This is a genomic window from Tenacibaculum skagerrakense (assembly GCF_004345825.1).
In the GTDB taxonomy this organism is placed as follows: Bacteria; Bacteroidota; Bacteroidia; order Flavobacteriales; family Flavobacteriaceae; genus Polaribacter; species Polaribacter skagerrakensis.
This window is the reverse complement of record NZ_SLXM01000002.1, coordinates 111743-125715: the sequence shown is the minus strand read 5'-3', so window position 1 is coordinate 125715 and position 13973 is coordinate 111743. Positions and strand designations below refer to the sequence as shown.

Annotated in this window: 15 protein-coding genes; 9 read left to right on the top strand and 6 right to left on the bottom strand. The window is 31.1% G+C overall.

From position 1 onward, the window contains the following. Positions 1 to 5: 5 nt before the first annotated feature. The 3 genes from EV195_RS04880 to fsa form a co-directional block, all read right to left on the bottom strand. Complete coding sequence (locus tag EV195_RS04880) at positions 6 to 419, bottom strand: S1 RNA-binding domain-containing protein (protein ID WP_132793537.1); 414 nt, start codon at positions 417 to 419, stop codon at positions 6 to 8. A gap of 2 nt (positions 420 to 421) precedes the next feature. Next, positions 422 to 2074, bottom strand: coding sequence for a 2-succinyl-5-enolpyruvyl-6-hydroxy-3-cyclohexene-1-carboxylic-acid synthase (gene menD / locus EV195_RS04875; protein WP_132793536.1), 1653 nt, complete (start codon positions 2072 to 2074; stop codon positions 422 to 424). 78 nt (positions 2075 to 2152) lie between these two features. Further along, positions 2153 to 2806 carry a fructose-6-phosphate aldolase gene (gene fsa, locus EV195_RS04870; protein WP_132793534.1) on the bottom strand — a complete coding sequence of 218 codons (654 nt, stop codon included), beginning with the start codon at positions 2804 to 2806 and terminating at the stop codon, positions 2153 to 2155. Between the two features lie 368 nt (positions 2807 to 3174). Here fsa and EV195_RS04865 point away from each other — a divergent pair, with 368 nt between their 5' ends. Next, on the top strand, positions 3175 to 3978 hold the full coding sequence (locus EV195_RS04865) for an HAD family hydrolase (RefSeq protein ID WP_132793533.1): 804 nt from the start codon (positions 3175 to 3177) through the stop codon (positions 3976 to 3978). A gap of 7 nt (positions 3979 to 3985) precedes the next feature. Here EV195_RS04865 and EV195_RS04860 read toward each other — a convergent pair whose 3' ends face one another. Beyond that, positions 3986 to 4789, bottom strand: coding sequence for an SDR family oxidoreductase (locus tag EV195_RS04860; RefSeq protein ID WP_132793531.1), 804 nt, complete (start codon positions 4787 to 4789; stop codon positions 3986 to 3988). Positions 4790 to 5007: 218 nt separating this feature from the next. Here EV195_RS04860 and EV195_RS04855 point away from each other — a divergent pair, with 218 nt between their 5' ends. Continuing rightward, complete coding sequence (locus tag EV195_RS04855; RefSeq protein ID WP_132793529.1) at positions 5008 to 6399, top strand: TlpA family protein disulfide reductase; 1392 nt, start codon at positions 5008 to 5010, stop codon at positions 6397 to 6399. 77 nt (positions 6400 to 6476) lie between these two features. Here EV195_RS04855 and EV195_RS04850 read toward each other — a convergent pair whose 3' ends face one another. Both EV195_RS04850 and EV195_RS04845 read right to left on the bottom strand, forming a co-directional pair. Beyond that, entirely contained in the window at positions 6477 to 7286 is an 810-nt protein-coding gene (locus tag EV195_RS04850; RefSeq protein ID WP_132793527.1) for a TIGR00266 family protein, read from the bottom strand. Between the two features lie 43 nt (positions 7287 to 7329). Then, a complete protein-coding gene (locus tag EV195_RS04845; RefSeq protein ID WP_132793526.1) occupies positions 7330 to 7785 on the bottom strand; it encodes a DUF4442 domain-containing protein in 456 nt (151 codons plus the stop codon). Positions 7786 to 7950: 165 nt separating this feature from the next. On the opposite strand from EV195_RS04845, the gene EV195_RS04840 reads away from it, so the two are divergent. The 7 genes from EV195_RS04840 to pdhA all read left to right on the top strand — a co-directional run bounded on the left by EV195_RS04840 (position 7951) and on the right by pdhA (position 13961). Next, the gene (locus EV195_RS04840; protein ID WP_132793524.1) at positions 7951 to 8385 is read left to right on the top strand and encodes a DUF4870 domain-containing protein; all 435 of its coding nucleotides are present in this window, start codon (positions 7951 to 7953) and stop codon (positions 8383 to 8385) included. A 14-nt stretch (positions 8386 to 8399) separates the two neighbouring features. Beyond that, positions 8400 to 8744, top strand: a complete 345-nt coding sequence (locus tag EV195_RS04835) for a PadR family transcriptional regulator (RefSeq protein WP_132793523.1) — start codon at positions 8400 to 8402, stop codon at positions 8742 to 8744. Beyond that, positions 8737 to 10758: a PspC domain-containing protein gene (locus EV195_RS04830; RefSeq protein ID WP_132793521.1), complete on the top strand. Its 2022-nt coding sequence runs from the start codon at positions 8737 to 8739 to the stop codon at positions 10756 to 10758. Before EV195_RS04835 ends, EV195_RS04830 begins: the two co-directional genes overlap by 8 nt. Before the next feature lie 44 nt (positions 10759 to 10802). Further along, positions 10803 to 11333 (top strand): nuclear transport factor 2 family protein, encoded by a 531-nt coding sequence (locus EV195_RS04825; protein WP_132793520.1) that lies wholly within the window; start codon positions 10803 to 10805, stop codon positions 11331 to 11333. A 116-nt stretch (positions 11334 to 11449) separates the two neighbouring features. Beyond that, a complete protein-coding gene (locus tag EV195_RS04820) occupies positions 11450 to 12121 on the top strand; it encodes a M15 family metallopeptidase (protein WP_132793518.1) in 672 nt (223 codons plus the stop codon). Positions 12122 to 12184: 63 nt separating this feature from the next. Next, a complete protein-coding gene (locus EV195_RS04815; protein WP_132793517.1) occupies positions 12185 to 12856 on the top strand; it encodes a hypothetical protein in 672 nt (223 codons plus the stop codon). A 115-nt stretch (positions 12857 to 12971) separates the two neighbouring features. Then, positions 12972 to 13961, top strand: a complete 990-nt coding sequence (pdhA, locus tag EV195_RS04810) for a pyruvate dehydrogenase (acetyl-transferring) E1 component subunit alpha (protein ID WP_132793515.1) — start codon at positions 12972 to 12974, stop codon at positions 13959 to 13961. The last annotated feature ends 12 nt before the right edge of the window (positions 13962 to 13973 follow it).

Sequence of the window (13973 nt, the reverse complement as noted above, 5' to 3'; positions counted from 1 at the left end):
GATAACTACTTAACCAATTCTATTCTATCAGATTTTAATATAATCTTCTTTTCTTTATATAAATTACCAATAGCTCTTTTGAATGCTTTTTTACTTAACTGTAAGTGAAATTTAATCGATTCAGGAGAGCTTTTGTCTGTTAATAATAAATAACCTTTATCTTTTAATTTGTTCAGAATTTTCTCAGCATCTTCATCAATAACATTTTTAAAGCCTTGAGGCCTTAAAGAAACATCTATCTTTTCATCTTCTCTTATTTTTTTGATGTAACCCTCGACTCTCATTCCTTCTTCCAACTCTGTAAAAACTTCATTTGAATACAACAATCCTTCATAACTCTCTTCAATTAATACAGTGTACCCCAAAGCTGTTTGTACTCCTATAATTAACTCTACTTTATCTCCTTCTTTAAATTCCATTATTATAAACTATTAAAATATGCTGTTAAAATTTGATCGTTAATTTCTGATGGCGTAAAGACTTCTAAAATCCTAGGTCTTTCACTTTTATGGTAAAAACTCTTTAAGTTTTCATCCAATTCTTCTGTTGATGTAACACTAAAATACTCAAAATTAAACATCTTAGCTAAATGGTTTGCTGTTAATTGATGCGGTGTTTCAAAATACTGAAGTGCATTTGTTGACTTTGGCCCAGGAATAATTTTAAAAATTCCACCTCCTGAATTATTGATGATGATAATTCTAAAGTCTTTCGGAACATACGAATTCCACAAAGCATTGCTATCGTAAAAAAAGCTTAAGTCTCCTGTTAAAAAAGTAGTAGATTGATCAACAGCATAAGCAGCACCAATTGCTGTAGACGTACTTCCATCGATACCACTAGTTCCTCTGTTACAAAAAACACTAAAACTCGGATTTACATCGAACAACTGCATGTAACGTATTAGAGAACTATTACTTACTTGTACTTGTGAATTTTCAGGAATAACCTTTAGAATTCTTTCAACAGCTTTTAAATCAGAATAACTAGCTGAATCCAGATAAACCTTATGACATTCATTTCTTCGTTTCTTTTCTAACAACCAGTTTTTTTGGTAATCAGAATCGGTGTCTTTTAAATACTCTCGGATACCTTCGAAAAACTCAACAGGACTCTCTCCTATAAATTCCGACAAACAAAAATAAGTATCCATTTTTGTTTGTTTATCAATATGCCAATGATGCTTTGGCTGATAGTTTCGTAAAAATTGTTTGATTCTTTTTGAAACTACCATTCCTCCAAAAGTAACTAATAACTCAGGTTGTAATTCTTTAAAATCCGAATCTTGTAGCTTTGAAATTAATTTATCAATCGAATTGATATTTTTATCATTATGAAGATTTGAAGTCGTTTCAGTCATAACTAACACCGACGGATCTTCATTTAAACGATTTATTAGTTCTTGCGTTTTTGGGCATTTATGATGTACTCCAACTAAAACCAGTTTTTTCTTAGCAGAATTCCAAACCTTGGAAAGTTCACGGTAATTTATTTCCTTTTTGTATTCGTGAATACTTGTGCTCTTAAAATCAAACGATTCTAAAACCTCTGTTGTTTTGTATATAGGTTCATCAAAAGGAACATTTATATGAACCGGGCCAGATTGATTAACGCAAATTTCTATTACCTTTGCTACTTCTCTTTTATTGAAATTTAATTCGTTTACATCTTCAATTAAATTAGCAGAATGTAAAATATGGTTTTCAAAAACATTTTCCTGACGAATAGCTTGACCATCACCTACATCGATTAGATATTTTGGTCTATCCGCAGAAATAACAATAAGCGGAATGTTACTGTAAAATGCTTCCGCTATAGCAGGATAATAATTCAGCAATGCAGAACCTGAAGTACAAACAATAGCGACTGGTCTTTTTGTTTGTTGTGCAATTCCTAATGCAAAAAAAGCGGCTGCTCTTTCATCAACAATACTAAAAGTTTCAATTTCTTTAAGGTTAGAAAAACCAATTGTTAATGGAGCATTTCTAGAACCTGGAGAAATTACTACTTTGTCAATATTATAATATTGACAAGCTGACAATACTAATTGTGCAAGTTGTTTTTTTGGATACATCAGTCTGCAAAAATATCACTAAAAAAGAAAATCCACACTATACGTGTGGACTTCTTATGTATTTATATTGATTATATTTTAGTTCCCTTTTTTATAATCAGCTAAAAACTTCTCTAAACCGATATCCGTTAAAGGATGTTTTAACAAACCTTGAATTGCAGATAAAGGACCTGTCATTACATCTGCTCCGATTTTTGCACAGTCAATTACATGCATTGTATGACGAACAGAAGCCGCTAAAATTTCAGTATCAAACATATAATTATCATAGATTTGACGAATTTCAGCGATTAAGTTTAATCCGTCAGTAGAAATATCATCTAAACGTCCAATAAATGGTGAAACATATGTTGCACCTGCTTTAGCCGCTAACAATGCTTGACCAGCAGAAAAAACTAATGTTACATTTGTTTTAATTCCTTTGTCTGAAAAATACTTACAAGCCTTCACTCCATCAGCTATCATTGGTAACTTTACAACAATTTGTGGGTGTAAAGCAGCTAACGCCTCACCTTCTCTCACCATTCCTTCAAAATCAGTAGAAATTACTTCTGCAGAAACATCTCCTTCTACAATTTCACAAATTGCTTTGTAGTGATTCTTTATATTTTCTTCTCCTGTAATTCCTTCTTTAGCCATTAAGGAAGGATTAGTCGTTACTCCGTCTAAAATACCTAAAGCTTGTGCTTCACGAATTTGATCTAAGTTGGCTGTATCTATAAAAAATTTCATCTATTATTTATTTACTGTTGTGTTATTTTGCAAAACTAATGTTTTTATAATTAGATTATATTTGACTCAAGAAAAAAGGTCGATTTATTTTTCAACTTTCTATGAACAAATTTGAGAGACGTTTAAAAGGTTTTTATAAATATAAAAAGCGATTAAAAAATTACAATCTAACAGCTGAAGAAAATCACATACTTAAAACAACAGGCAAACCTTGTAGTTGTTTTATGTGTAGCCCTAAAGAAGAAAAAGACAAACACAAACTTTCAAAACAAAAGCCACATCATTCTATAACGTTATAGTAATTACTTCATGAGATACCTAAGATATTAAACACGTAAGAATTACTTTTACAGTATAAAATTTCTTTTATGAAACTCTCAAATGTAAAACTAGTTGTTACAGATATGGATGGAACTTTATTGAATTCCAATCATGAGGTAAGTCAACGTTTTTTTGATGTATTTACTGAACTTAAAAAACAAAACATAATTTTTGTTGCCGCAAGCGGACGACAATTAAACAGTATTTCAGAAAAGTTAGCATCAATTAAAAATGACATTTTGATAGTTGCAGAAAACGGTGGAATTGCTATTAGAAATGATGAAATGCTTTTATCAACCGCCATCGATACTAATAATTTACTGAGAATAAACAATTCTTTACGTGAAATTGAAAATGTAAATGCAGTGTATTGCACAAAGGATAGAGCCTACACAAATAGTAATTCAGAAATGCTTTTACACCTATTAACTGAATATTATAACAATCACCAACGAATCAATTCCCCTAAAGAAATAAAGTCTCCCATATACAAAATAGCCTTGTTTCATGAAATAAGTTCGGAGAAATATTTATATCCTCATTTAAAACATTTGGAAAGCGATTTCAAAGTAAAAGTATCAGCAAATCATTGGGTTGACATTTCAGAAAATAACGCAAACAAAGGACATGCTATCGAGCTTATACAGAAGTTATACAATGTTACTCCAGAAGAAACTTTGGTTTTTGGAGATTACAATAACGATATCGAAATGCTACAAAAAGCTCACTTTTCGTATGCCATGGAAAATGCGCATCCATTCGTCAAAGAAGTTGCTAACTACACAACCAAAAGTAACAACGAATTCGGTGTTGAGATTATTTTGGAAAAATTAATTCAAGAGAAACAATAAAAGCCAATTACAATTTGTAGTGATTCATTATCAGCTTTTCATAAACTCTACTTGGCAAAGTTCTTTTTAAAACTACTGAAAAACGCTCCATAAAAGCTCCTATTTTATAATGTAATTTAGGGCTTTTAGAATTTATTATTTTATGAACCAACTTGGCAATTACAATAGGATTTAGGCCTTCGTCAACATAATCATCAGAAACTTGTAAATTTTTACTGTACGCATCTTTGTAGGCAGAATCCTCAAAAACTGGCGTGTAATATCTTCCTGCAGAAATACTCGTTGCAAAACTACCAGGTGCAATACTTGCAACATTCACTCCAAAATTTTTCACCTCCATACTTAACGATTCGGTTAACAATTCTAAAGCTCCTTTACTCGCAGAATAAGCACTTCTATATGGTAATCCAGAATAAGCAGCTAAAGAAGTAATATTGATAATCAAGCCACTTTTTTGAGCTCTCATGTAAGGCATAACTTTTTTAATCACTTCAATCGGACCAAAGAAATTAGTATCGAACCCAGCTTTTAATTCATCCATTGGAATATCTTCAACAGCTCCCATTAAACCTCTTCCTGCATTGTTAATAAGAACATCTAGTCTTCCTTCTCTATCTATCACTTCAGCAACAGCTTTTTCAATTGAAGTTACACTTAACACATCTAAAGCAATCATAGAAAAACTTACATCTTTGACTTTCTCTGGTGTTCTGCTGGTTCCATAAACTTTAAACTCTTTATCGGATAAATATGTAGCGATGGATTTACCTATTCCAGAAGAAGCTCCTGTTATTAAAATTACTTTAGACATTTCGATTAGTTTTCAACTATTATTTACAAGGTTAATTATGAGTTTATTGTAAGCAACAAAAAGATTAAAACTCAAAAAAATCAATTTTTAGAGCTCAAAAATCAATATTCAACGCTTTTTTTCCAAATTTTTTCGTTAAAGATTTTGAGGTCTTTTAAAAATAAGCTAATTTCGGTACTTTAAAACATAATTTATTTTACCCCAAAATATAGTAAATCATGAAAAGATTGTTTCTGTTAGCTGTAAGTGTATTGATATTTACTGCTTGTGGTGATAAACCAAAACCAAAGGATTATGCTGTAATCTCTGGTGAAGCCCAGAATTTTAGAAGTAGAAATATAACTTTAATAGGTTATAATTTTGAAAAAGACATAAAGTTTGATAGAAAAACTAAAACTTTTTCTGATACTCTAAAAAATTTAGTTCCGGGACATTACACACTGAGTTTTGGTAAGAGACCTGTTAATGTTTACCTTACTTCAGTTGAGGACTTAAAAGTAATGGTTGACGCCAAAAAACGTACTGAAGACCCTGTTTTCGAAGGAGTTAATGCAAATATTAACAATTATTTAACTGAGCGCTACAAAAAGTTCGGAATGATTCTTGGAAATGCAAACAAATTATTCTCTTTACCAGAAGAGGAATTTTTAAGCAAAATGGATGAGTACAAGTCAGAGCTTGAAGATTTGGCGGAAGCTTCTCAATTACCTGCTGATTATTTAGAAAAGGAAAAGAGAAACATTTACTATGAGTTTGCTAGAAACATTAACAACTACCAGCCTTATCATAGAATTTTATACGGAGATGAAGAGTTTGAAGTATCAGATAATTTTCCTAAAAATATAGTTAACGAGATTAACTTTAATAATAGTGAAGATTATATCAACTCTTATTCTTACAGAACTTTATTAAAAGAGTTTTTAGATAAGAAGGCCAACAAGAGAAAGCCAAAAGATGGTGATTTTGATTTAACATACTTAGAAACTGTTCATACAGAGGTTGTTGATACGTTAATTAAAAATGATTTAATTCATGATGCTGCTGTTCGTCAAATAACTACGACATCAAACCTTAGAGAATATTACAAGAAATATATGGGATATTCTACTAATGAAACTAACAAGGCAGAAATTAAAGAATTATATGACAAGTTAAAATTAACAGCTAAAGGTCAGCCTTCTCCTAAGTTTACTGATTTAGAAAACTATAATGGAGGAACGACGTCTTTAGATGACTTAATTGGCAAAGGAAAGTACATCTACATTGACGTATGGGCTACTTGGTGTGGTTTCTGTAAAAAAGAAATTCCATTATTAAAAAGACTTGAGCAACAATACCATGATAAAAACATTGAGTTTGTTAGTATTAGTGTTGACAAAGCTGAGTTAAAAGAAAAATGGAAGCAAACAATTGTTGATAGAGAAATGACAGGTGTTCAATTATTTGCTGGTAAATCTGAAAGTGAACTTGATTTTACAAAAAATTACTTAATCAAAGGATTGCCAAGATTTATATTAATCGACCCTGACGGAAAGATTGTAAACGCAAATGCTCCTAGACCTAGTGATGGAGATAAATTAAAAGACATTTTTGAAGAATTAGATATCTAATTTTAATAAAAAATACAAAAGCTCAGTTTAACAACTGAGCTTTTTTTATGGTTTTATATGTATACTTTTAAGTAAAATTAAAAATTATTGTCCCCATCTAGTAAATCTCCTAATCCACCTAAAATACTTCCTTCTCCTTTACTTTTTCCTCCTCTTGGAATAGAAGCCAATACTCTTCCTGCTAATCGACTAAATGGCAATGATTGTATATATACAGTTCCAGGTCCTCTTAAAGTAGCAAAAAACAATCCTTCACCTCCAAAAATGGTATTCTTTATGCCTCCAACAAACTCAATATCATAATCAACATCTTGTGTAAAACCAACAATACAACCTGTATCAACTTTTAACACCTCTCCTGGTTGTAATACTTTTTTTGCCATTGTACCACCTGCATGAATAAAACCTAATCCATCACCTTCCATTTTCTGCATAATAAAACCTTCACCTCCAAATAAACCTCTACCAAGTTTTTTAGAAAACTCAATTCCAATTGATACTCCTTTTGCAGCACATAAAAAAGCGTCCTTCTGACAAATAAATTTTCCACTATATTCAGTTAAATCTATTGGAATAATTTTACCCGGATATGGTGAAGCAAATGAAACTTTTTTCTTCCCTCTTCCCACGTTAGTAAAAACAGTCATGAATAAACTTTCACCTGTTAAGATTCTCTTTCCTGCAGAAAATATTTTTCCTAACAAGCCTTTCTCTTGGTTAGAGCCATCTCCAAAAATAGTGTTCATCTTTACATCATTATCCATCATCATAAAACTACCACTCTCTGCCACCACACCTTCTTCAGGATCTAATTCGATTTCTACATATTGCATTTCCTCACCGTAAATACGGTAATCTATTTCGTTTGCTCTTTGTTCTAGAAACATAATTTTAGTTTTTATTTGATTAGACTATGATTATCTTTATTTGTTACGATTTTACTTTTAAACTCCACTCAAATTGAAATTTTGACACTGAAACCCCATCTTCATTAATCCCTTCGGAAGTTAATACAATTGTCTGCCCTTCTCCCGTTTCAATAGCTTTCTTTATAGTTTTATCAATTTCAGCTCCTTGATTACATTCAAAATGTATTTTCCCTATAGCTTTTTTTGTAAAAGTTGCATCCATATTAGTTACTAGCATCGATATTTTTTTTCCAGACTTATCTATTGACTGCATTACTAATATTCCTGTGGTAAATTCTGCAGCCATTCCTTGCACCGCCCAAAACATCGATTTAAAAGGATTTTGATTTATCCATTTAAACTTCACATGAGCAACTGCTCTATCATCTGAAATTGATTTTACACGAATTCCGGTAAAAAATGCCGATGGTAATTTAAATAATAAGAAAAAATTAATTTTTGAGGGCGTAAACTTCATAATACTAGTATTTACGGGCAATTTAAAGCTTTTCTTGAGGGAAACAATGTTTTTTTGATAGATTCTTATATGTTAAAAATTGTTAAATTTTAGTACTATGTATTGCATAATACCTTTTTTTAGATATATATTTGCAATGTAAAGTATTATATAAATCATTATATCATGAGAAATAATAACGAAAACACCAATGCCTTTTTAATACACATCTCTTCTTTTGCAGGATACTTTTTTCCTTTTGGAAGCATTATCACTCCCTTAATCTTATGGCAAACACAAAAGGATAGAAGTACATTTTTAGATGAGCATGGAAAGGAAGCTGTAAATTTTAACGTAAGCTTTTCTTTATATATTTTTATTCTAAGTGCTTCATTTTTTACTTTTTTCTTAGGAGATATATTTAGAGGTCTAAATAGAATTGATCATCTAGACTTTGGACATAGTGTTTCATTTAGTGGAGATTTATTCGGTGTTTTTGGAATTGCCTCAATAGTGGGTGTTGTTACCTTAATTAAAATCGCATTAATTATAATTGCTGCAATGAAAGCTAACAATGGTGAACAATATAAGTACCCATTTACATTTAAATTTATAAAATAAAAAAACCACACTGAATGAAGATAGAAAACACAAAAGCGCAAATGCGTAAAGGAGTTTTAGAGTATTGCATTCTATCAATATTACAAAAAGGTGATGCATATACTTCAGAAATCCTGGATACCTTAAAAGGCGCAGAAATGATTGTGGTTGAAGGTACCATTTACCCATTATTAACACGATTAAAAAACGCAGGATTATTATCCTACAGATGGGAAGAATCTACCTCTGGACCACCACGTAAATATTACGTATTAACAGAAAACGGAACCATGTTTTTAAAAGAACTGGATAAAACATGGAATAATTTAGTAAATGCAGTAAGTCAAGTAACAAGTACAAAATCAACATCAAATGAATAAGACAATAAATATAAATTTAGGCGGATTTTTCTTCCATATCGATGAAAACGCGTATCAAAAATTAAAACGATACTTAGACGCCATCGCTCGTTCATTAAGTGATGACCCACAAGGTAAAAATGAAATCATCTCTGATATCGAAGCACGTATAAGCGAATTATTATCTGAAAGAATAACAGATGCTCGCCAAGTTGTTAATGAAAGTGATATCGATGAAATCATTACCATCATGGGACAACCTGAGGATTATATAGAAAGTGAAGAAATGTATGAAGATAATTCTAACTACAACTACAATAAAAGAACTAAATCTAACAACAAAAAATTGTTTAGAGATAGCGAAGATAAATTCTTAGGAGGTGTAGCATCTGGATTAGCGCATTATACTAACATTGATACTATATGGGTTCGCTTGTTCTTTATCTTAACTGCAGTTACTACTGGGTTTGGTCTTTTACTATATATTATCTTATGGGTTTTGTTACCTGAAGCAAAGACCACAGCCGAGAAACTTCAAATGGAAGGTGAAGACGTTAATATCGGAAACATTGAAAAAAAAATTCGTAACGAGTTTGAATATCTATCCACGAAATTAAAAGACGGAGCTAGTGAAATAACTGAAAAAATCTCAAGTGCAGATTACCAAAAATTACGTAACCAAACTAAATCTGGCTTTCAAGATTTTTTAGATACTCTTGGTAAAATATTATCAGCACTTTTCAAAGTATTTGGAAAGTTCATAGGAGTGTTACTTGTTTTCATAGCAGGAATTACATTAATATCATTACTATTTGCTATGTTTTCTATAAGTAGTTTAGAAATACTTGGCTTTGAAGGAGATTTTGTACACTATCCTCCGTTCTTTTATGATTCAATTTTTCCTAATTGGTTATTAAGCATTTTACTTATTCTGTTAATTGCTATACCAATTTTAGTCTTACTTATTTTAGGATTACGTATTCTGTCTCCAAATTTAAAGAGAGTATCAACAACTACTTCTTTGTCTTTGTTTGGAGTATGGGTAGTTGCATTACTGTTTATTGGATTTACTGGAGTTGAATTCGCTACTTCTAAAGCTCAAAGAGCTGTAAAAGTTAGTAAAAAATCAATATTGTTCAATCCAGAACAACCACTTAGAATTGGTGTAGAAAATGATGATGAAATCAATTATCAACACAACCTAAGGAGACACGATTATGCTGTAGAAGTTTATGTTAATGATCAAAAGATGAAATATTCTAACGATGTTAAGATAGATGTTTCAAAAAGTGATACTAATGAGGCTTATATCGAAATAAGAAAAGAATCTGAAGGTAGAAAACGTAAAGATGCTTTAGAGAACGCTGAAAAAATTAATTATAAATTCAAAATAGAAAACAACAAAATTGTTTTTGATGCATTCTTCTTAAGTGAATTTAAGAACTTATGGAAAGATGAAGAAGTGTATCTAACAGTCTTTATTCCTGAAGGAACTTCAGTATACTTTGAAAACTCGTCTAAAAAGTTCTTGTATAGCATAGAAAATACTGAGGATATCTACGACCGAAACATGGCTAATCATTTATTTAAAATGACTTCAAAGGGGTTTGAGTGTTTGGATTGTGAAGACCATGATGATGATTCAAACAACAAAAGAGAGAAATCTGATTGGGATAAAAACAAAGACAATACTAACGATAACAACAATAACAATGATAACGATTCTGATGTATCTTTTCTATTTGATAGTACAATTAATGATGTAAAAGCTGAATTTATAATCTCTAAAAAAACAACAAAAAGTGAACTAGAAAAACTTATTGGTTGGTTTAAAAACAAGAGAAATATAGATATCAATATAATTGAGTCGAATTACAAAAACGATAGAATTGAAAAAATTCTACTCGATATCGATTGTAACGACGGTTTTAAAGGAGAATTACGTATTTCTAACAATACTCTTAATAGTATTCCTAAGGGTTTTAGAAGATTGTACGACGAAGAAGACAAAACGCTCGCCTTTAAAATTTGGTAACTGCTAAAAATTGAAAAACTAATTGAAAAACACGCTGAAAAACTATGAAACCACTTACCGACTTCTTCTTTGAAGGAAATTTATTTTGGAAAATTGTATTATTTTTCTGGGCTTTACTTACGTCTTTATTTTCTAACGCACAGGAAAGTAAAAACTCGGAAATTTATAAAGTACTAAAAAGCAAGGATAGTATTATTTTTGAACGTACATTTAACCGTTGTGAACTGGAAAAATTAGACGATATTATCAATGATGATTTTGAGTTTTACCACGATGTTGCAGGAGAAACATCTAAAGAACAATTTATACAATCAGTAAAAAATAATATTTGTTCTAATGATAACAGAAAACCTATTCGTAAGTTAGTGGATGAAACTCTAGAAGTGTATGCTTTAAAGAATGAAGGGAAACTATACGGAGCTATTCAAAGAGGTAAACACTTGTTTTTTATTAAAGAAAATAACAAACTAACTCCCACAGGTTCTGCTTTATTTACACACTTATGGATCTTGAAAAATAATTCATGGAATTTGAAACTTGTATTAAGTTACAATCACCTTCCTGTACAACATTAGTTTACTAGTTAGCTAACTTCTAGACTAATACTTGGTTTACTTAGCCAAAGCTCAATGAGCTTTGGCTTTTTTTATACATTAAAGAATCTTAAAATCATTTCTTTATTTTTACAACCATGAAGAAATACATTTTTTCCATTATAACTTTTAGTTTATCAATTATTGGTACTTCACAAGAACTACCAAAGGGTTTTTCTTATGTAAAAGACTTCGCTCCTTCTATACAAAAAGAATTAAGATATTGTTCACACAACAATTTTATGGGAGTTCCTGTAGATGGTTATGAAGAACCCGTATTGATTACGTCGACCAAAACAGCTATTGCTTTAGCTAAAGTTCAAAAAGAATTGGTAAAAAAAGGGTTAAGTTTAAAGGTGTTTGATGCTTATAGACCCCAAACTGCCGTTAATCATTTTGTTCGTTGGGCTAGAATTCCTGATGATACACTTACCAAAAAACAATACTATCCAGATGTAAACAAACGGCACCTCTTCAAATTAGGTTACATTGCAACTAAGTCTGGTCATTCTAGAGGTAGTTCAGTTGATTTAACTATTGTTCATATTGCAACCAATACAGAATTAGACATGGGAAGTCCTTATGATTTTTTTGGTGTCATTTCTCATCCTGACTATAAAAACTTAACTAAGCAACAGAAAGCCAATCGTTATTTACTTAGAAAGGTTATGGTAGCAAATGGATTTAGGCCTTATAAAAATGAGTGGTGGCATTTCACCTTAAATAATGAACCTTTTCCTAAAACATATTTTGATTTTCCAATTAAGTAAGAATTAACATTTTAAATCGACTTAAAAAATCAAACGGCACTATATTTGTTGATATTAGTTATTATGATGCAGCATACTTTAAAAACTTTATCGATTCTTCTTCTTTTAAGTAGTTTCTCTGTATTTAGCCAGATAGACGGCTCTAAAGGCAGTTCAGCAAAAGGGAAAACTATAGGTACCTTTGAAGCTCCTGCTAGAGAAGTTACTAAACCAAAATCTTTGAACTTTGGAAATGACGATGGTTTTAAAACTGCCAATAAAAAACTTGAAAAGAAACAACAAGAAAAAAAGGCGGAAGAAGATTTAAAAAACAAAGGGATTCTTTCAAAAGCAAAAATTGCAGAAGAACGTTACTTAAAAAACTTTCAAAAGATAAATGGCATGTACAATTATCCTGTCATAGATCAGGACTTGGGAAGTATAAGTACCGATTCTAAAAGTGTTAATATTATATGTAGAGATTTTCAATATCCTGATGGAGATAGAGTAACTATTTATGTAAATGATATACCTGTAGTTACTAATTTAACCTTAAAACAACGCTATCAATCTTTCAATATTCCACTTGAAGAAGGCGTAAATAGAATTAAGATTGTAGCGCTAAACCAAGGAACTTCTGGACCAAACACTGCCGCTTTTAAAGTATATAATGACGCTGGAATGTTACTTTCTTCTAATGAATGGAATCTGGCTACAGGAGCAAAAGCAACCTTAATTGTTGCTAAGAATAAATAACTTCACGAAAACGTTTACGATAAATCATAGTTAATGCGTTTTTTATTCTGTAAAAAACCGTTATTTTTGTTCTTGCATTTTTAATAAGCATTAAAAAAACAAACAACAATTCAGAATGAAAAAAGTCACTAAAGAAACTTATATCAATTGGTATAGAGATATGCTTTTTTGGAGAAAGTTTGAAGACAAACTTGCCGCGGTTTATATTCAACAAAAAGTAAGAGGATTTTTACACTTATACAACGGACAAGAAGCTGTATTAGCAGGTTCTTTACATGCAATGGACCTTACTAAGGATAAGATGATTACAGCATATCGTAATCACGTGCAACCAATTGGAATGGGTGTTGATCCTAAAAGAGTTATGGCCGAATTATACGGTAAAGCAACCGGAACTTCTCAAGGTCTTGGAGGATCAATGCATATTTTTTCTAAAGAGTTTCGCTTTTATGGAGGACACGGAATTGTTGGTGGACAAATTCCTTTAGGTGCAGGTATTGCTTTTGGTGATAAATACCATGATAGTGATGCTGTTACTTTATGTTATTTTGGAGATGGAGCTGCTCGTCAAGGTTCTTTACATGAAACATTTAACATGGCAATGAACTGGAAACTACCTGTAATTTTTATTTGTGAAAACAATGGTTACGCAATGGGTACTTCAGTAGAAAGAACAGCCAACCACGAAGATATTTGGAAATTAGGATTAGGGTATGAAATGCCTTGTGGACCTGTAGATGGAATGAATCCAGTTAAAGTAGCTGAGGCAGTTGATGAAGCTATTGAAAGAGCTAGAAAAGGTGAAGGACCTACATTTTTAGAAATGAAAACATACCGATATAGAGGTCACTCTATGTCAGATGCACAACATTACCGTACTAAAGAAGAAGTTGAAGAGTACCGTAAAATTGATCCAATCACTCAAGTTTTAGATCTTATTAAAGAAAAAAATTACGCTTCAGATGATGAAATCGAGGCCATTAACAAAGAAGTAAAAGACCTAGTGAAAGAATGTGAGAAATTCGCAGAAGAATCTCCTTTCCCAGAATTAAACATTCTACACGATGTTGTTTACGAACAAGAAGATTATCCTTTTATCAAATAATAAACCACGAAA

Bases quoted from the DNA above. Each gene is read 5' to 3' on its own strand.
- EV195_RS04850 (WP_132793527.1), bottom strand. From the start codon at position 7,286: ATGTTTCTAGAACAAAGAGCAAACGAAATAGATTACCGTATTTACGGT.
- EV195_RS04865 (WP_132793533.1), top strand. From the start codon at position 3,175: ATGAAACTCTCAAATGTAAAACTAGTTGTTACAGATATGGATGGAACT.
- EV195_RS04880 (WP_132793537.1), bottom strand. From the start codon at position 419: ATGGAATTTAAAGAAGGAGATAAAGTAGAGTTAATTATAGGAGTACAA.
- EV195_RS04855 (WP_132793529.1), top strand. From the start codon at position 5,008: ATGAAAAGATTGTTTCTGTTAGCTGTAAGTGTATTGATATTTACTGCT.
- pdhA (WP_132793515.1), top strand. From the start codon at position 12,972: ATGAAAAAAGTCACTAAAGAAACTTATATCAATTGGTATAGAGATATG.
- EV195_RS04825 (WP_132793520.1), top strand. From the start codon at position 10,803: ATGAAACCACTTACCGACTTCTTCTTTGAAGGAAATTTATTTTGGAAA.
- EV195_RS04840 (WP_132793524.1), top strand. From the start codon at position 7,951: ATGAGAAATAATAACGAAAACACCAATGCCTTTTTAATACACATCTCT.
- EV195_RS04815 (WP_132793517.1), top strand. From the start codon at position 12,185: ATGATGCAGCATACTTTAAAAACTTTATCGATTCTTCTTCTTTTAAGT.
- EV195_RS04820 (WP_132793518.1), top strand. From the start codon at position 11,450: ATGAAGAAATACATTTTTTCCATTATAACTTTTAGTTTATCAATTATT.
- EV195_RS04835 (WP_132793523.1), top strand. From the start codon at position 8,400: ATGAAGATAGAAAACACAAAAGCGCAAATGCGTAAAGGAGTTTTAGAG.
- EV195_RS04860 (WP_132793531.1), bottom strand. From the start codon at position 4,789: ATGTCTAAAGTAATTTTAATAACAGGAGCTTCTTCTGGAATAGGTAAA.
- EV195_RS04845 (WP_132793526.1), bottom strand. From the start codon at position 7,785: ATGAAGTTTACGCCCTCAAAAATTAATTTTTTCTTATTATTTAAATTA.
- menD (WP_132793536.1), bottom strand. From the start codon at position 2,074: ATGTATCCAAAAAAACAACTTGCACAATTAGTATTGTCAGCTTGTCAA.
- fsa (WP_132793534.1), bottom strand. From the start codon at position 2,806: ATGAAATTTTTTATAGATACAGCCAACTTAGATCAAATTCGTGAAGCA.
- EV195_RS04830 (WP_132793521.1), top strand. From the start codon at position 8,737: ATGAATAAGACAATAAATATAAATTTAGGCGGATTTTTCTTCCATATC.